This window comes from Photorhabdus sp. RM322S, from assembly GCF_042879395.1.
GTDB classification, from domain to species: Bacteria; Pseudomonadota; Gammaproteobacteria; order Enterobacterales; family Enterobacteriaceae; genus Photorhabdus; species Photorhabdus khanii.
On sequence record NZ_JBHFKW010000059.1, the window covers coordinates 1 to 18,881 of the forward strand.

At 45.1% G+C, this 18,881-nt stretch carries 15 protein-coding genes and 1 pseudogene; 12 read left to right on the forward strand and 4 right to left on the reverse strand.

Annotated features, from left to right (window positions below; all coding sequences use genetic code 11):
- Positions 1 to 558: 558 nt before the first annotated feature.
- Positions 559 to 687, forward strand: a pseudogene (locus ACGF63_RS21170) (transposase); the annotation flags it as partial.
- Between the two features lie 95 nt (positions 688 to 782).
- Here the strand turns inward: ACGF63_RS21170 and ACGF63_RS21175 are convergent.
- Both ACGF63_RS21175 and ACGF63_RS21180 read right to left on the reverse strand, forming a co-directional pair.
- Positions 783 to 1,283, reverse strand: a complete 501-nt coding sequence (locus ACGF63_RS21175; protein WP_387633017.1) for a biotin/lipoyl-binding protein — start codon at positions 1,281 to 1,283, stop codon at positions 783 to 785.
- 3 nt (positions 1,284 to 1,286) lie between these two features.
- Positions 1,287 to 2,156 (reverse strand): hypothetical protein, encoded by an 870-nt coding sequence (locus ACGF63_RS21180; protein WP_387633018.1) that lies wholly within the window; start codon positions 2,154 to 2,156, stop codon positions 1,287 to 1,289.
- 751 nt (positions 2,157 to 2,907) lie between these two features.
- Here ACGF63_RS21180 and ACGF63_RS21185 point away from each other — a divergent pair.
- The 11 genes from ACGF63_RS21185 to ACGF63_RS21235 all read left to right on the forward strand — a co-directional run bounded on the left by ACGF63_RS21185 (position 2,908) and on the right by ACGF63_RS21235 (position 14,361).
- The gene (locus tag ACGF63_RS21185) at positions 2,908 to 3,480 is read left to right on the forward strand and encodes a type 4 pilus major pilin (RefSeq protein WP_132351976.1); all 573 of its coding nucleotides are present in this window, start codon (positions 2,908 to 2,910) and stop codon (positions 3,478 to 3,480) included.
- A 110-nt stretch (positions 3,481 to 3,590) separates the two neighbouring features.
- Complete coding sequence (locus tag ACGF63_RS21190; RefSeq protein ID WP_132351974.1) at positions 3,591 to 4,385, forward strand: A24 family peptidase; 795 nt, start codon at positions 3,591 to 3,593, stop codon at positions 4,383 to 4,385.
- A gap of 95 nt (positions 4,386 to 4,480) precedes the next feature.
- The gene (pilV, locus tag ACGF63_RS21195) at positions 4,481 to 6,100 is read left to right on the forward strand and encodes a shufflon system plasmid conjugative transfer pilus tip adhesin PilV (RefSeq protein WP_387633020.1); all 1,620 of its coding nucleotides are present in this window, start codon (positions 4,481 to 4,483) and stop codon (positions 6,098 to 6,100) included.
- Positions 6,101 to 6,151: 51 nt separating this feature from the next.
- Entirely contained in the window at positions 6,152 to 6,685 is a 534-nt protein-coding gene (locus ACGF63_RS21200) for a hypothetical protein (RefSeq protein WP_132351970.1), read from the forward strand.
- 71 nt (positions 6,686 to 6,756) lie between these two features.
- Positions 6,757 to 7,110, forward strand: coding sequence for a toxin co-regulated pilus biosynthesis Q family protein (locus tag ACGF63_RS21205; RefSeq protein WP_387633022.1), 354 nt, complete (start codon positions 6,757 to 6,759; stop codon positions 7,108 to 7,110).
- A gap of 5 nt (positions 7,111 to 7,115) precedes the next feature.
- Positions 7,116 to 8,717 carry a PilN family type IVB pilus formation outer membrane protein gene (locus tag ACGF63_RS21210; RefSeq protein WP_387633024.1) on the forward strand — a complete coding sequence of 534 codons (1,602 nt, stop codon included), beginning with the start codon at positions 7,116 to 7,118 and terminating at the stop codon, positions 8,715 to 8,717.
- A 36-nt stretch (positions 8,718 to 8,753) separates the two neighbouring features.
- Positions 8,754 to 10,016 carry a type 4b pilus protein PilO2 gene (gene pilO2, locus ACGF63_RS21215; protein WP_240042193.1) on the forward strand — a complete coding sequence of 421 codons (1,263 nt, stop codon included), beginning with the start codon at positions 8,754 to 8,756 and terminating at the stop codon, positions 10,014 to 10,016.
- Complete coding sequence (gene pilP, locus ACGF63_RS21220; protein ID WP_387633025.1) at positions 10,003 to 10,542, forward strand: type IV pilus biogenesis protein PilP; 540 nt, start codon at positions 10,003 to 10,005, stop codon at positions 10,540 to 10,542. Before pilO2 ends, pilP begins: the two co-directional genes overlap by 14 nt.
- A 22-nt stretch (positions 10,543 to 10,564) precedes the next feature.
- Positions 10,565 to 12,127 carry a GspE/PulE family protein gene (locus ACGF63_RS21225; RefSeq protein WP_132351962.1) on the forward strand — a complete coding sequence of 521 codons (1,563 nt, stop codon included), beginning with the start codon at positions 10,565 to 10,567 and terminating at the stop codon, positions 12,125 to 12,127.
- A gap of 6 nt (positions 12,128 to 12,133) precedes the next feature.
- Positions 12,134 to 13,231, forward strand: coding sequence for a type II secretion system F family protein (locus tag ACGF63_RS21230; RefSeq protein ID WP_387633028.1), 1,098 nt, complete (start codon positions 12,134 to 12,136; stop codon positions 13,229 to 13,231).
- Between the two features lie 11 nt (positions 13,232 to 13,242).
- Complete coding sequence (locus tag ACGF63_RS21235) at positions 13,243 to 14,361, forward strand: ATPase, T2SS/T4P/T4SS family (protein ID WP_387633030.1); 1,119 nt, start codon at positions 13,243 to 13,245, stop codon at positions 14,359 to 14,361.
- Between the two features lie 1,244 nt (positions 14,362 to 15,605).
- On the opposite strand, the gene ACGF63_RS21240 is transcribed toward ACGF63_RS21235, so the two are convergent.
- Positions 15,606 to 16,112 (reverse strand): contact-dependent growth inhibition system immunity protein, encoded by a 507-nt coding sequence (locus ACGF63_RS21240; RefSeq protein ID WP_387633032.1) that lies wholly within the window; start codon positions 16,110 to 16,112, stop codon positions 15,606 to 15,608.
- The coding region (locus tag ACGF63_RS21245; protein WP_387633034.1) for a DUF637 domain-containing protein at positions 16,112 to 18,881 on the reverse strand (2,770 nt) is incomplete at its 5' end. The genes ACGF63_RS21245 and ACGF63_RS21240, both read right to left, overlap by 1 nt.

An 18,881-nucleotide genomic window follows, 5' to 3' on the forward strand; every position in this document is an offset into this window, starting at 1 on the left:
ACTATAAAATAAAAAACGAGAAAATATTATATTTACAACAACTACTCAATGAAAGTTATTTATTTAAGTAAGTTTTTAACTTACATTCGCATAATAATAACCATTTTATCAAAACATCGATTACTTATATTTACGTTAATATTGGATGTTCAGAACGCAAAAATTTAACTGAGTTCCCTTCAGATAATCTATTATTTTGAAATGTTACTTAGGAAGCAACAAAACCTCTGCTTCATTGAGCTTTCATTTTATCAATTTACTTCTGTACATTTTGCTGTTGCTGACTGGAATGATAACGTACAACAGTATTTGGTTTATTTTGACTGCTAATTCGTTTTAGTGGCCTGGTAATGAACACCGAGATCCCTTGTTTTTAAATAATATTATTATTGAGCATTTTCCTATTGGTATCTTTAATGGCAGGTTCGGTTTTATTTTTAAGATGATGATTCCTCTGGCATTAATTGCGAATCCTGCTGCTATGGCGTTAATTGGAAATGTTGGATGGGAATTAGGGATAATGTCGGTTTTCATTTCGCTTTTTTTCTTAATCCTATTCTGCCGCCATCCCACTTTACCGCCGATGACATCATGGCGGTCTATCGCTGTCGCTGGCAGGTCGAACTGCTGTTTAAGGAACTAAAATCCCACACCCACTGGACAGGTTTTGCGACCGGCCAAAAAGCGAGATTGAGCCCTGAAATATCTCTCCAAAAATGCGTTGAAGTTGCCCCAAAGAAAATCCAATAAAGATAATGGGTTGGAGGGTATTTTCGAGAGGCTTAATACTTAAGGTTCAGTGTATGAATTGCTGATAGCTCCTGTTTTTTTATACTAATTCTATCTATCAAACGTAATCTTTCATTCTCACGCTCTTTTCCTTTTTCTTCCTTACGTTTCTTTAGTGATTTTATCTGTTTTTCTGCATTTTCTTGTAATGTTATATTAACACCCCCACCTTCGTACACCACATCATGATATACCGTCGCAATCAGATCTCCTTTTTTAATAAAATCTCCTTGCTGTACTTTTATCTTTGAAATAACTCCATCTTGATTAAAAATAGATTCATCCGCAGCCGGAAAGTATAAAATTTGTCCAGTGGCAGGAACTCGCTGGGTGTAATTGGTTAATAAAATTACAATTGCAATAACCAGAACGCCCATCGAGATCCATAGTACTACTGGAAGTATTGAAGGAACTGAAATGGAAAAGTCCCCTAACCACGAATTTTCTTTATAGCTGAGGGCTTCTTCACGAAAAATTGATTCTTTCTCGCTCATTTCTTATCTACTTAAATAAAGTTTTTCATTAGGCATATCTAAAATAACCTTATGGCCTCGTAAAAAATCCATTCCTAATAATCCATCAAAATCGATATCTTTTGGCATGTTTTGATTGATGACTATAGATATAATATTTTTCTTATCTCGTCTGGAATCATTTAAATCAACGGAAACGGCATTGCAATCTAGATTTGATGCTGTTTTATCGATCAACTTACAGCTTCTGAATTTAGTAACATCCGGAACGCGGTTATAAAATATAATTGAATGTGTTGCCGCAGTATCAAGAATGATATTTAATGGAGTTTCATCTATTTCAGCACGTAAAGAAATTCCTGATTGCGTTAAATTAAAGTGATAAGAATACCATGAAGTCATGTCGTAATGTTGATTTGTAAGAATCTGCAATTTATTATCTTTAAAATCTAAGAGTACCACTTGTTCTTTGAAAGCACCCAGTCCGATTACTTCGGACTCAGGATCTTGCTTTGTATCACCTATTGATAACCCCCAAGGGATAAGGTTAACTAACTCTATGTTCTTAAATGAAATATTTGAAATTAATAGTTCTGAAATCATCCATCTTGAAACAGTAAAGGTCCTTCCAGATAGATCACTCAGTTTTATATTGGCTTGTTTTTTCATTGATTTTAAATCAGGCCCAGAAAGCAATTTTTCTATTTCATAACTATATAAATGCAATCCTTTGCTACTTCCTGTATCCAACATTAACGTGTGATAACGGTTTGAGATTGTTGCATCAACAATTGGAAGCCCATTATCATTATATCGGATATTTAATATCGGTAATTTCTCAGATGCATAAGAGAATGATGAAAAAAACAAAGCAACAAAAATTGCCTTTATCATTAGTTAACACTCCAAGTTTTTAGCAATGAAATCTTCATTTACGCCAGAGGAAATTAAATGTGACGCGGTTCTGCTTAATATTTCTTTAACGGAGGGACAGAATACAGTACGTCTATTAAAACCGTCCTTTTTAGAATATCTGTAGCTTTATTTTCTTTGATTTCTTTAGTTAACTTAGACATTTATTCGAATCTTTTTTTCACTGTATCGGCATTGATACCTTATAAAATTCACACGAAAGATAAACATTTGCAAATATTTTTTTACAAAAAAACACAAATTGAACAATTTTCCCTGATAGAAGGGCAGTATCCCACCCCCCATTTTCACCAAAATGTGATCTTTAACAGACGTAGAACAACAGTAACGCTTAACAACAGCCCCACTAAATTAATTAAAAATATTTATAAATAATCATTTCTAACTAATTGACAGAATAAAATCCTTTGGTTTTTTAATGAGCTATATCATTAATTTTAATCGATACTCACGATGGAAATTAATATATTTGATAGTTTTTAACGATCGATAGTGTGATTTTTGAACGTTTTAAACAATTTTATTTTTCAAATTATAACTTATAATATTTGTTTCAATTTGAAATATTGCAATTTTATGAATATTTTGATACATGTGATTATAACGTATATGTTTTATTTCTTTTTGTAAGCATGTGAGTTTTCAGTTCAAGCGGCAGTTCTGAAGACGCGCGTTGGAGCGCGTCTATCATTTTGATTTTGGAGTTATCAGCATGAATAAGAAAGTCAGTGTGTTACTTAAAGCCAAGCGGCAATCGGGTTTTACTTTGATTGAAGCGTTGGTTGTGATGATTGTTGGTATTGTGATATTAGCCGCAGCCGCAGCGGGGATTGGTAAGTTGTTCCGGGCTTCGGAAATTTCGACAGAATCGTCGAATATTACTCAGATGGCAGCAAATTTGAAATCAATTAAAAACGGTGCCAAAGGTTATGACAGTTTGGATAATAAGATTGCCATCCATTATAAGGTTGTTCCGGCCAATATGACTCAGGATGGTACCAGCGGAATTATTTTTAATAGTTGGAATGGTAAGGTGCTTATTTCGCCGGGAGATGCTACCGCTCAGACGTTTAAGATTGAATATCAGAATGTGCCTGATGAGGCTTGCCAGCAACTTTCGTTGAAGTTGCGGGTGGAGGGTTGGTCGAAAATGATCGTCGGTGGTGGTGGCGGGAAGGGGCAACAGTCGGTCACGGAAATTAAGCCAGATTCGACGTTGGCGCAAATTAATACTGCATGTAATGCCAATGATGCCAATACGGTGACGTTTATTTCTGCCAGTTAGGTCAGTTATTGATTCTTTATGTGATGGGTAGCTTGAGGGGCTTGTGGCAGGCTTTCAAGCTACCTGGCGGGTTTTGATCTGTTTTGCGCTAATTGTGCCGGGAGATGATCATGGTGATCGAGTGGCTGCAATCTTCGACTGGGTGTCTGGTCCTGGTGGTTGGATTACTGGGATTATGTGTCGGAAGTTTTCTAAATGTCGTGATCTTTCGCCTACCGATCATGATTTTTTCTGAAATCAATAATGAAGTGGCTGGCTTTAATCTCTGTTTTCCCGGTTCGCATTGCCCACGTTGCAGTCACACGCTGGCGGTCCGCGATAACATTCCCCTGTTGAGCTATGTATATCAGAAAGGGCGCTGTCGATATTGTAATGGGATGATTTCAATACGTTATCCGCTGGTTGAAGGAACGGTGGCTTTACTTTTTTCTTTGCTGGCTTTGGATATGGGCTGGAGTTACTCGCTGTTGGGATTGTTGGTGCTGAGTTCTGTGTTGGTGGCGCTGGCGGTCATTGATTTCGAATATTTGTTGCTGCCTGATCAACTGACACTTTCTTTGTTGTGGCTGGGGTTGCTGTTCAATCTGCAATCCGCCGGATTTGTGGCACTGCCTTTGGCCGTGAGTGGCGCGGTTTGTGGGTATCTGTTTTTCCGGCTGGTTGAGTGGATCGCCCGGCGATTGACTCAGCGTGATGCATTGGGAATGGGAGATGCCAAATTCCTGGCGGCGCTGGGGGCCTGGTTGGGGGTGGAAGCGTTGCCATCCGTGGTTTTGCTGGCGGCAGAGTTCACGTTGATAAGTTATCTGGCGATTCGCTGGCTGCGCAAAATGAAAACACCACAAATACCTTTCGGGCCAGGTTTGGCGATGGCTGGGTTAGTTGTGGCGTTTTTCCATCGATAGCTGGATATGAGCGCAGCACTTTTGGGCGGAATGCTCTTTTGGGTAAAGAGTCCATCGGATGAAATAGATGTTGATACTTTTAAGAAGGGCTGTTTATGCATGATGAATCTGTGTCCATATTAACGATACGCCGCCGTAATGCAGGTTTCACTTTGCTGGAAGTGACGGTTGCACTGATGGTGCTGGCATCAATGATGGTGGTTGGTGTGGTTTATCTGAACAGGCAGAGTGATATGCTGGTTAATCAGGTAGTTGCCGGGCAGATCCAGCATCTTGGCGATGCAGTGGCGGATTATGTGAATGATAATTACACCGCTTTAAGTCAGGGGCCCACTCCGGCACCTATTCATTGGGCAGAGATGCTCCCCTATTTACCCCCGGGACTGGACCAGAATACGGTCAATCCGCTGGGTCAGAAATATGATGGCGTATTACGTGTCGTCATGTTGCCCAATGGCAAGAAACGCATTGATCCGTTGATTTACACCGTTCCGGCAATGGCTAACGGCAAGCCGCCGGATGTTGCTGGTCATTCGATGAAAATCGCGCAGTTGATTGGTGTTGGCGGTCTCTACCTGGATTACCGGGATCGTGACAGTCATAATCCGGCCACTTATTGGAACAGCTACGGTCAGGTCAATGCACCTGAATCTTTTGCCGGTTTTTTCAATGAGCAACCTAATGAAATCGGACGCATTTTTTATGCTCCGTTCATCCTGGACGCGGTAACCTATGGGCCAGGTACATTAGCCGGTGATTTGCTTCACCGGCAAAAAATAGATGGTCATCCAGAGTGGAATCAGATGGAAACCAGCATCAATATGGGCGGCAATAGACTCGATCAGGTGGATACGTTGTCGATGAAAGGCGCCGGTGTTGTTGATGGTGTGAATAAGATGGCTTTCTCTTCCCGTTTTCAGGAAAAACAATCTTATGTTGCGCAAGGTGATGATGGGGAAATTGTTGTCAATCCGGCGCATGGTACGTTGTTTATCCTAGATGGCAATGCCAGTGCTAATAGAAAAGGCACCCTGGCCGTCGGTGATGTTCATGCAGATAAGGATGTGGTTGTCGGCAACAATTTAGTGATAAACACCAAAACCGGAAGTTTTGCCGGTGGCAGTTGTCCGGCTTTGGGGAATGTCTCCATGAGCAAACAGGGAGAATTGTTGGTGTGCCAGCAAACAAGCACCGGTATTCCCGCGTTGCGATGGAAAGAGGCGACCGGAGGCGGCGGAAAGTTGTTTGCGAAACAGACGGTCATCGGCAGCGGCTATTGGTCTGCGGCGGGGGTGAAACCTGAATTGACGGGGGAGATAGCGACCTATTATGTCAGCAGTGGTGGTAAGGCACACAGTCAGCCGTTCTTCAATAATTCAGATTCTCCGGTATTGGTGACCGCTTCCACACCGCCGCTTTCTGATGGCTTTCATATGCGTTGTGTGCTGGCTGTGTATGAAGCGGATGAGAATGGTAACAACCGGGAATATGATTTACCGCTGGTTTTTCAGGGATCTGGGCTGACGGATTATCTGGAAGGCAGCACCAATATAAACCTACGGAATGCCGGGACATGTGCCGTGACATTCATTGCCGGGCCGCACCGCAAATATAACATTACCAGTGTGTTCCACTCTTCTAAAAATAACGCCCATATTTGGGAAGTGGTCACTGATGATCAGGCACATCCCGTGCACCTTGTGATTTGGAATTAATCAATCCGGTTTAGTGAATTTCTGCTGTCTTTAACTTGCAGGAGAACAAAAATGTGGCCATTAGCTATTGTTGGGATTGTCATTGTATTTTTCATGCAACTGATTTTCGGCCAGTTATTGCATGAAGTACGTGTGCAATCGGTGCGGGCCAGAACGGATGTGGCTGCGTTGTTTCGTAGTTATGCTTCAACCCGTGAGCAGTTGCTTAATCATCATGCTCAGGGAGAGGTCAGGCGTCGGAAGATGCGGCAGGTCTTGACCGCAATGCACATGGAGTGGGTGAACACCGATGCCTGGTGTGACAACTTTTCTGGCAAGTCTGGCAAGTGTCTCTGGGGAGCCTTTATCTCAGGGTCCCATGTCTATATTTTCCGCAAAAATATCAGCTACGGCGACAATGTGCTGCTGCATGGCGCTTTCGCAGAATTGCTGAGATGGGGGGCGGAACCCGATCAGATCGGTTTCAAGAACGGTTCCAGGCTGATCGACGGCAGAGGGAAACGAATAGGCAGCCCGCTTGCCAGACAATTACCCGATGGTGTCCGGAAATTTGTATCTGACGGCGCGCTGGTGGAAATACTGTAGTTGCTGTTCGGCAAGTGGGCTTTTTTTAGGTAATTGACTGATTAATAAGTTATTTTTATGCTTCTTTTTCTTTGGAAAGATCAATGAACAAAATAATCGCATCTGTTTTTACGGCGCTTGTTTGTCTATCAAATGCTGCCGTTTATGCAACACCGGCACCAATGCCGGCTCCTTTGGCTGCGGTGTGGACTGCAACTCCAGGGCAAACTCTGCGTAATGTTACGCAAGCATGGGCGAGCAAGTCCGGCTATGAAGTGGTATGGGATGCCTCCTATGATTTTCCGATCCGGGCTGGCCTGCGATTCAAGGGGACGTTTATTCAGGCGATGAGTGAGCTGTTCGACGCTTACACCATGGCGAACCGTCCTTTTACTGTTGATATTTATCAGGAACAGCGGCTTGTTCATGTACAGGCGCAGGGGTAATAACCATGTCTATTCAGTTTTTGACGTTTTCCAGATTGATATTGCTGTCCTGCATAGTTGCGGGTCTGTCAGGTTGTGCGGCAATCAACAAGGTCGATCATCAGGCGGATAATGAAATGGCGAATGCGACCGAAATTATTAAGGGATTACGCAATAGAGCCGCTTCCACCTCAGTGCATGTTCATCAACAGGGTTATTGGGTGTCAACCAAGGAGATCCCATCGAAGAAGGAGAGTGAAACGGTCTCCTGTAACTTAACCTTGCAGGAAGCGGAACCGATGACGTTGAGTGAATTTGCCGGCAAGATCAAACGTATTTGCGGTGTACCGGTAGTGATCAGCGCGGATGTGCGACTAGCCGCATATTCCGGCTCGCCATCGGGTGAAAAAGGCAATGAGCAGGGGGTAGTGGTTGTTAATTCAGGTTCACAACCCGTATCTGAAAGCGGTGAACCGGACGTGTTGAAAATCAATGTGAATTGGCATGGATCTCTGGCGGGTTTGCTCGATTCAGTCATTTTATCATCAGGGTTGCATTGGAAAGTACATAATGGCGCAGTGCATATTTTCAAAACAGAGACGCGGGTGTTTCAGATATATGCATTGCCGGGCACGGATGCATTGTCTTCCAGCGTGACCGCGACGACTAGTGCGACGTTCGGCGGTGGCGCGGGTGGGGGCGATAGTGGTAACAGCGGCAGTACGCAAACCCTTGCCACTTCTTTGACACGTTCGGTGATGGATGAGATCCAGAAAACGGTGTCAGGGATGCTGACGCCGGGTGAAGGTAAGTTAACTTTGTCGATGGCGACGGCATCATTGGCGGTAACCGACTCCCCTGAACTACTCGACAGAGTTAAGGATTATATTGATCAGCAGAATAAATTGCTGACCACGCAGGTGGTGCTTAATGTCAAGATCCTTAATCTGACGTTCGATCGGGATGATCAGTATGGCGTCGATTGGTCGTTGGCTTATAAAAGCGCTCATATAGGATTGGCTGATAAGAACTCGACTGCTATTGATGAGGGAAGTATCAATACCAATATCCACATTCTCAAAGGGCCATTCAGTGACAGCACGTTGCTGATTAAGGCGTTATCGGCGCAGGGCAAAGTCTCCATAGTGACTCAACCCTCGGTGACCACATTGAATTTGCAGGCGGTACCGATGCAGGTGGCAACCCAGACCGGGTATGTTTCATCAATTTCTAACACGGTGACGCCACAAGTCGGTACTTCGGTGGGGATTGAACCCGCGACAGTGACGACCGGTTTTAATATGTTGATGCTGCCTTATGCCATGGCTGATAAGCAAATATTGTTGCAATACAACATTAGCTTAAGCGATTTGAAGAAGCTGGCGAAATTTGGCAAGGAAGAGACCGGTCAGGTGCAATTGCCGACGATAGATTTACGTGCGTTCAGCCAGAAAGTGCGGCTGCACTCAGGTGAAACTTTGGTGTTGTCAGGGTTTGAGCAACAGTCAGATACCAGTGAGCGCAGTGGCTTGGGCAGCCCGGATAATCAGGTCTTGGGAGGGCGTCGTGAGGGTAAAACAAATCATAATGTGATCGTGGTCATGATTACTCCTATAGTGGTAGATTGAAAGATGATCCGGACCGGGACAGACGTGGAGCACGTCATGCAAATCAAGCTATATGGTAAAACGCTGGTGGCTGGCATCATCTGGCGACCACCGGTAACTGTGTTGGCGCGTTCTAACATGCGCAGAAATGGGATTGCGGCGGGGTTTACCCTGGCTGTCCGGCATCGTGTCGGGCAAGGTATTCAGATCGGTTACGTACCAAAGGAGGCCGGGGCACCGGGTGATTATTCATTGGCCGCTGCCCTTGCTAAAGCGGTAGATAAACCTAACTGGATCGGCGCGTTTCGTTTGTCTGATGGGCATTATGCGTTAGTCGCGGTACATCAGGGTGCAATCATGGCTGGACGTGACTTGATTGGCGTCCGCGAAGAGATCGAGGCAAAGTTGCGTGATACGGTACAGTTGGTAGAGGGCGCCAACGGGGTATGGAATGTGATTTATGCGCCGAAGGAGTTTGAATCGTCGTGGCCGGAGATGCCATTGGCCCAGTTGTTGCCGAAATCTGCATTGAAAAAATCTGTCGGTCAGTTGGAAAGCTTAACGGGTGAAATGTCGAAGCATCAAATTAAGCTCTTTGGCATGAGCGCGGGTTTGGCAATTTTGCTGGCCGGTGGTTGGTGGGGGTGGCACACCTATAAGCAGAATACGGTATTGATCACACCGGATTTATCCGATGAAGTCGTAGAAATTCCACCGCCGCATCCGTGGCTTGCACAACCGCAAATCGAGTGGCAATTCGCCGCATGGAACCGAGCGTTAGCCAGGATCCCTTTGTCCCTTGCGGGTTGGCAAATTGACGCCATTCTTCTGGATGCTGATACGATTTCTGTGAGCTACCAGCGTCATGAAGGAATGCCGATCAATATTTTTCAGGTTGCTGCTATCAATATATTCCAGTCTGGCCCTGTGATTTCCAATGGCGGAGAGCAGGCACAGGTATTGATACCGTTCAATCAGCAGAGTGAGAATTTGCCGGAAGGCGACGACGTATTGCTGTCGTCAGATCAGGCGCTGATTGAGTTAACGTCTTATTTCCAGGCGTTGGATTTGCCGCCTCCGGTTTTAACTGAGAGCGCTTCTGTTCTGCCTCCTCCTCCTCCTGCGGCAGAAGGGGAGACTCGCGTGTGGGCGAACCCTGACTGGCAGACTTATAGCTGGACGCTCTCTTCTCAATTACCGCCAGATGCCTTGTTTTCAGGTAAGTCGCTTCCTGGGTTGAGGGTCACCAGCGCCAGAGTTGTGTTATCTGACGGTTTTCCTCAGTGGGAGCTTAGTGGAGTTTTCTATGCAAAAAATTAGTCAGTTTATAATCAGTGTATTGGTGGTGTCGGTATTTTCTCTGGCATATGCACAAACATCACCTGCTGAGATCCCGGCGGTTCAGGCAAAGCCTGTGGTGCAGAAACCGGCATTGCCGGCGGCAACGACTGACAATGTTGCTGAACAATTGGCAAAGTTACAGACCGAAGTGATGTTACTTAAAGCTGAAACCGCCAGGGCAAATGCGCAGGCTGAACTCGATAAAATTTCCAGCGTCGTGAATAAAAGTGGCGCGATTAATAATGATCTGCCTTTAGTTAAGTCAATCTTTGGGCGCAACGGGGCGCTGATTGCCACGCTACGGTTTCGTTCGGGTGGCATCATGGATGTGAAAGCTGGTGATCAGTTGCCGAATGGTTATAAAGTGGTGCGCATTAATAACGGTGTGGTCACTTTTACCAAACAGGGACGATTCTATGATGTGGGACTGACTGCGACTAACGATGCATCGTTATTGGATAGCCTGGATTTAATGGTTGCACCGCCGTTACCGTTAAGTCGTTAATTGCTGATAAGTGGAAATTCCTATGGTAATAACAAGTTCCGATCTGCTGTGTATGGTCAGGCAGGGGGCGAAAGTGTTATCCGCTCTGAGCGGCGCACTTGAAATAGAGTTGGCGAACCGCAGTTTGATATGTCTTATTGAGTTGCCCCAGCAAAAGGGGCAATGCGTGCTTGCTGTATCCGCTTCTCACCGGCTCGATCCCCATGTACTGGCCTATGAGGAAACGGTTAAAAGACACGGTTTCATTTATCAGATTGTCACCTGTGGGATGGGGAACATATTGGAGTTGTACCGTCTTAGCAAGAGCCATCATCATCGTCATGGGCTGGGCGGCACAGAATCCGATGTTCAGCGTTATATCACTCGCTTAATCGGAGAAGCCACACAGGAGCGAGCGTCGGATTTACATATTGTCGCCCGGCATAATTATTGTGAGATCCGTTGCCGTATTGATGGTTATTTGCGGCCCGTGGAGCAGTTGCGTCCCGAAGAAGGATTACGACTATGCGCGACGATTTACCAAAGTATGTGCGACGTGGCAGAGCCGACTTTTAAGCCGATGCAGGCACAGCGTGCGCGAATGAAGGATGAATTTCTTACCGAATGCGGGCTTTCCGGGGCGCGGATTAATACCCGTCCGCTTGATCGTGGCATGTTAATGGTACTGAGGTTGTTGTATGCGGATAGTCCCGGTACGGTGTGCACCCTGAGTGATCTTGGCTATTTGCCGGAACAGTGTCAGATATTGGAAGAGCTGATGGACCATCGGGCTGGGGTCGTCCTGTTGTCCGGCGCGACCGGTAGCGGCAAGAGCACTACTCTGAAAGTTGTGATGCAGAAGCTGATAGCGGAACAAGCGGGTATTCATTTGCTCACGCTTGAAGATCCACCGGAATATGAGATTGAAGGCGCTAATCAGTCGCCCATAACCGGCGATCGTGGTGATAGCGTGGTTGTTGAACAAGAATGGGCAATGGCAATCGCTGATGCTATGCGGCTCGATCCCGATGTGATTATGGTCGGCGAGATACGTGATGCGGTCACCGCAAAGATGACGTTTCGTGCCGCAATGACGGGCCATCTCATTTGGACCACGATACATGCAAACGATGCGTTAGCGATCCTGCCCCGTTTGCAGGATGAGGCGGTAATGGAATCACTGTTGATGGATTCGCGGTTAGTGATTGGTTTAGTCAGTCAATCGTTGGTTCAGGTGTTATGTCCCCGTTGCAAAGTTCCCTTGCAAGGACATGAGCAGGAAATTTCCGGGCGTCTGTTAAAACGGTTGAATCTTTATTGCCAGCCGGAATCGGTTTGTTTGCAGGGGGAAGGCTGTGATTATTGCAAGCAGAGCGGCATCGTGGGCCGAACGGTAGTCGCTGAAGTGGTACGTACTTCTCCGGGCTTAATGCAAGCTTATCGAACCGGTCATCATCATGGGGCAACCCGGTATTGGATGACGGAAATGGGCGGATTAAGCAAGAACGATGCACTTATTCACAAAATAAATGACGGAATCATCGATCCCCGAGCGGGAGAACGCGTCTTGGGGCCGATTATCCCCACGATCCATCAAATAGAGTAAAACACCATGTTCCTGACCGATTTTATTGAAAGACTGAACTATCGAATGGCGAAGATACAGTTCGGTAAGAAAGCGCGGATTCGTTTCTACGGGCATCTTATTATGATGCTGGAAAATCGTGTCATGCTGATTGATGCATTACGCGAAATGTACAATGTCGCCAGCAATGAAGGCCAAAAACCCAACGGTGGTTATGCGTTGGTCTTGAGTCGTTGCTATGAATCGGTGAGTCAGGGCAGCACTTTGGCAGAGAGTTTGCAGCAATGGATTGGTCCTAATGAAGTCGCGGTGATTGCCGCGGGTGAGCGCTCCGGCGACATACATAGCGCTTTCATGGATGCGATCGCCATGATTGAAGCGGGTAGCAAGATCCGCAATGCGGTTGTCGGTGCCTCTATGTATCCGGCGGTACTGATTGGGATGATATGCGTCTTGTTGCACATTGTGGCGGGGAGTCTGGTTCCCAAACTGGCGTCGGTTTCTAAGCCGGAAACTTGGGATGGCGCGGCTTATACCCTTTATGTGATGGGAACATTTGTTAATGACTATGGGCTGTATTCGCTGATATTCCTGGTGATATTGATCATTGCGTTGTCATTATCGTTGCCTTTTCTGGGCGGGCGGTTGCGAACGGTGCTTGACCGGTTTCCGCCGTGGTCACTGTACAGAACCATTCATGGCAGCATGTTCATACTGAATGTCTCGTTGCTGATCCGCTCAGGGATGATGTTGCAATCGGCGCTGGAATTGCTGTTGGAACAGGCGGGTTCGCGTTGGTTGTATGTACGTATTGCTGCCACGCTCGAACATATTTCAATGGGGGCTGGTTTTGGCGAGGCGCTGCGCGATACGGGTTATCGTTTTCCCGATAGCGAGGCGATCAGTTATCTGAGGCTATTGTCACGATTGCAGGGTTTTGATCAGTCAATGGCGAAGTTTGCACGGCACTGGCTGGATGAAACGATAGTCAAGGTTCAGATAGTCACCCGCGGATTCCTGCTGGCTTCGATCCTGATGATTGGTGGCATGTTGATGCTGGTTGTTACGGCAGTATCTGGTATTGAAAATGCCATTGAACAGTCGTTATCTCTACCGTCTGCTTAACGTTGAAATTAATGATGAAAACCAGACAGGGCATTGAAATTGGAACCCGTGAAATTCAGGGAGTGGATGGCGCATATCGTGAGGAAATGTTGGATGAGCTGAGACAAGCTTGCGGGCCTGTTATCCTCCAGGCGCTTGATGATAAGAATGTGGTGGAAATCATTATTAATCCTGATGGAAAACTGTGGATTGAATCGCATAACCAGAACATGAATGAAGCTGAATCCGATTTTCCGGCAGAGGCGGCAGCGCGGATTTTGCTGATTTCTGCTTTATTGCAAAAATCGGATATGGGTACTGATGCGGGCCTGATTGAAGGTGAATTCCCGTTGGGCTGTGCCCGCATTGCTGGCGTACTGCCTCCGTTGGCCAATGCGCCTGCTATTGCCATTCGCAAACACTCTCCTGTTGTATTATCGCTGTCTGATTACCGGAAAAGCGGCATTATTAAGCCGATAGGCGCTACCGCTATGCGGCAGACTTCCGGGCTGGCGATCCACAAACGCAGCTTTGAGCACCCGATTGAGGCAATTCGTGAAGCTGTGGTTATGCGCAAGAATATCTTGATCGTTGGCGGTACTGGTAGCGGGAAAACGACGCTGACGAATACTATTCTGCATGAGATTAGCCTGCAATGCCCGTGTGACCGTATCGTGGCGATTGAAGATACGATGGAATTGCAGCTTAACAATGCTAACCGTGCACTGTTACGAACCAGTAAGGATGTGGATATGCGCCGCTTACTGCGAACGACGATGCGTTTGCGTCCGGACCGTATTGTGGTAGGCGAGATTCGCGGTGGTGAAGCTTATACTTTGCTCAAAAGTTGGAACTCCGGGCACCCTGGAGGAGTAACGACAACACATGCCAATTCATCTGAGGAGGGGTTGCAAAAATTAGCGCATTACATTTATGAAGATGAGGCGGCGCAGGGTTTTACTCCCGGGACGATTGGCTGGATGATCGCCAGAAGCGTGAATCTGGTGATTGTGATAGAAAAGATTGCGACGGAACCGGGGCGAATGGTGACGGAAATCTGCGAAGTTACTGGGTTTATGAATGATCGTTACAATATGAATGTCTTGTGCTTGCAGGGTAATGGTCATTGTGAATTCAGGCCACGTATTTGAGGTTGGGTTTGATGTTACAAGTAGTCTTGGAGATTATTATGTGAAGCACTCATTTGATTGTTTAAAGCACAGTTTTAAATAAAAAGTTTTAACTTTTTAAAAAGAGATTTGTTTTATATTTAGGATATTTGTTTTACGCTTTAATGGTTTAATGGTTTAATGGTTTAATGGTTTAATGGTTTAATGGTTTAATGGTTTAATGGTTTAATGGTTTAATGGTTTAATGGTTTAATGGTTTAATGGTTTAATGGTTTAATGGTTTAATGGTTTTCATTAAAATGGCTATTTTAACGTAATAAATAGCATGTGCATTTAGTCAATATCATTTTAAAAAAATTGAGCTTGTCAAAATAAAATCATTTATTTATTAAAACAGGATAGTCATATTATTTTAGATTTTAACTTAACTCCATTCACCCATAGCTATTTAAATGATGTTTAAATAAATCGGTTAATTCATTTAATAACGTTTTATTACATCAACAATATTGAAAAGTCTGGCTAATTCATTTGCCAGAAAGGTTATAATGATTAAACGGGTATTTAAGCGTTAAATCACATTAATGGTATAAAAAGAGGCATGATTTAAATCAAACCGTAGAAAAGCAATGCTATTGGATGGGGTAAAATAGTATAAAACAAGTTTAAATAAGTGTATTTAATGTATCAATGATATTGAATAGCAAATACCAGGTAGATTCACATAATAAGTGCAACATCGTTAATCGAGACTGTAATTTAAATGATTTATTTGCGGCTTTTGTTATTCTGTTTCTTATAAATGATTATTTAACTGGCTGATAAAAAAGTTTAATCTCCAGTTGAAAGCGTTATTAAAATCGGTTGATATTTTAAATATATTATCTTGTTGATCTATTTTATATTTTTATTTGCCTTTTTTTCGGGGTATATAAGCTTTAATAAAGCCAATTCTTTTCTCATTTTTTACTGATAGATTTATGATCAGCAGGTTTTAAACTGTTATTAAAAGCCATTTTTTAATCTTTGGTGGCTATTAAGTTTAATCATCATGGTATATTGTGTTTTACGTTTAATAAACGTTAATCATACTCTATTTATCTTTATTTCACCACCGTGATTTTAGCAGTAAAGCTCATTGAATAACGTTTTAAGCCTTTTGAGATAATTAGCGGATACATAATAGTGATTACGTATCCACCTTAATTAACTCTATAAATCAAAGCTCATAGCTAATCAGTGAAAAACAAACTGTTGTTTTATCATTAAACATAACTTCTGCAACGTGAAAAAGCCAATCGTAATGCTGCACCAACTTCCTCAGGAGAACTATCCACCGGGATTGCGACATAATCAGATTCAACAATGCCTTTTCCTGTCCAAAGCTCAAGTTTTTCATGACCAGAAGGTTTAATAGTTATCACACCATCTAATAAACGAATATCACAACTGTTCATTTTCTTAAATAATTGGCGTTTTGAGCGATAACCATAAGTTTTGATTAATCGATCAGTCCATTCTTTATATTGTTCGCGACATTTTTCAGGATCAAAAAAATCACCTACATCCTCCAAAGGAATTAGCCTACTCTTGGATAATGCATCAAGAACCGCCATACCTAATTGCTCATCATTTGTATCTGGGGGCAATAAATAGTGGCCTCCCTGTAGATCAATACTGAGCATCCGATAACCAGAAAAAGTTTCAATGAGGTAAAAATCTCTATTAAATACACATCTAGCATTTAACCCTTGTTTAAAATTTGCACTCATTATTTCACCACTGTAATTTTGACGTTAATGTTCTTTTCTGTACCATAAGTAATGGCCCGATTAATCTGCTCCCATTGCTCAGGCGTCGTAATCTTTGGTACAGCAATACGCACTTCACGTTGTAATATCTCATCAGCACTAACAACACGGTTTCCTTTCGACTCTTTAGTGAAATTAGCCACATCATCGATATTCTTTTTCATCGAAGTATAGAGTTGCTTCGGATCTTTAACCCTTGCAGCAGTACGTGTATCCAATGTCTTAACACTGGTAGCTAATCCCGTTTCTAGATCATAAAAATCAAATGTCTTGAAATTCTCTGGCAACCGAGTACCTTTTGGCATCTGCGTAGCAACAAAATCCTCAAAAGGATACCCCTGTTTATAGTTACCTTCTCCCCACGTCATTTGGGTTTTGCTACCATCTTTTTCTACCCGATACACATGCCTTATGTCTACTGTTGGGTGCGGATCTTTTGAGATGACTTTCGATAATTTAGCTGCACCAGATGTCGATCCCTTGACCGCGCCAAGGCCACCGGCTGCCATACTGGCTATTTCAGTGACAATTTTTCCTGCTTCCAAGCCAGCGTTATAGGCTCCCTCAGGACCCGCTTTTTCATATTCGGCTTTGACAACATCAAGCTGCTTGAGATAACCCTCCTTTGTCGCTTGCCAGATAAAGCCGGGCATATCCTCCTGAATCAACAGTGTCCTAAGCGATTCAATGACTTCCGAAGGATTAGAGACCGCTCCGACAATGGCCATCACACTATCATAAAGTTCTGATGGAATACCGGAGATAAAGCCCGCGGCTAAAGAGCCGTCTTGCGTATTACTAATCAAGCCCCATTTAGCAAAAATTTGCGACTTTTTCAGGTAGTTAGACTCGGCAGCAAGCTCTTTTTCCATCAATTCTTGTTGATGATGTGCAAGATAATTATACCGGAAAGTATTTTCAGCACTGTTTGCTCCGCTGTAAGCACCGTCTGCTTTGCCGGTAAATACAGCCCCGGCAAAGCCACCTAAAGCACGGGCAATTTGTGCTTGCCGTTCCGATGTTTTCTGCCACTCTTCAGCCTTGATGAGATTATCCCCCATCATCACACCAGCCAGTTCCGCCGCTAAAGCCCCCGCCATTGCACCTTTGACATTTCCCCGACCAATTTCAGCACTGATCCCTGCTACAACTACGTGGCTCAACGTTTTGCCCGGCACGCCCAGTACTTCGCCATTATCACCAATCAATCTGGCCCCTTCCGCATTAATCTGGCTGCCAATATTAGACAGCAAAGCCGCGGTGAAATTGTCTTTAAAGCTGCCGCCATTAATCGTTGTCCCCAAGGTGGAACTGATGATGGACTGGCCCGCGACCCGTTGAGCCACTTTGCTCCAGTCGCCGTTGCTCAGGGAAGGTAATTTTGCCTTTGATGGATCCAGTTTTGCGCCATTTGCGGCGTTATCCCATCCCATCACGTTATCAAAGCCCGCCAGTGCGCCGCTAATGACCATTGAAGTCAGGGTGGATTTAACGGTGTCGCTGCTTCCCATCGCTTTTAAGGTTTTGGACAAGTCACCCTGATTATCCACCAGAGCGACCGCCGCCTGAGAGGCCAGAGCCGCCATGCCGGAAGCTGTCGCGCCGTAAGCCACTGAACTTACAGTGGCTGCTGTACTGGCGGTTACACCCGCAGCCGTTGCCGCTGAACCTGCCGTGCCTGCGGCTGATCCGGCCACCGAAGCCGTTATGCCTGCGCCTGCCGTCACGGTGGCGACAGCAATCGCTATCACCGCCGAAACCACCGGGTTCAGGTGCTGGCTTTTATAATCCCAGCGGTCATACGCCTCTTTGACTAAGTTCCATTGCACATCCTGACGTTCATTGAGGCCTTTCAGCCAGGCGGTTTCCGGGGTATTACCGAAAACTGACACGGCATTTTGTAATGACTGACCATTTTTAGCTTTAATGTCCGCGCTGACACCGTTGGCGGCCGCTACGGTGAGTTTTCCACCGAGATGAATAGCCGGAAGCACCCAGGTATTTTCGGTGTAACCTTTATCTGTCTGCTTGATGTAGAACCCTTTGGAATGGGTAATCGTTTGCGCAAAGGTGCTGTTGTTTACCGCCTTAAAATTAACCTGACCGTGCGTACTGGTCAGTTTGGCATGTTGATGGGTGGCGATTTTGCTGGCTTCATAGGTGCTGTCATCCCGGCTTAACAGGTTAATATCGCCGCCGGCGGTAAATTCAGTGACTTTGTTGGTGACATCATGACGGGTGCGGGTGGTGGTTTTCTTTTTGCCATACCACCGGCGTCTGGTCTCGGTTTTCTCATAATGATTGGATTCTTCCATCGCCTGAGCGTACAAGTAACCGCCTTGTGCCGCCACATCCATTGCCCCTTTGGCCGCCAGTTGGGTGGCCTGGAAAAGAATGCTGCCGTTTGAGATAACCGTGAGTATGCCGCCGCTGGTCAGTTCAGTGCCCTGCTGAGTCACTGATTCGGTGAATTCCCGGTTACCTTCCCGATAGGTGTGGTTCTGCACCGATTCAAAACGCATATTGCCGCCGGAGGAAAGCGTGACATCACCCCCGGAAGTCAATTTGGCACCGGCGGCGGTGAGGGTCCCATTTGCCGCCATCGTCAGTTTTTTATCACCCCGGACTTGAGCAATAATATGTCGGTCATCCTTGTTGTTATCATTAGCCGGGTTAATGACAGAATAAGCCAGGGAAGGGAATGTGATATTTCTTCCTGCGGATAATAAT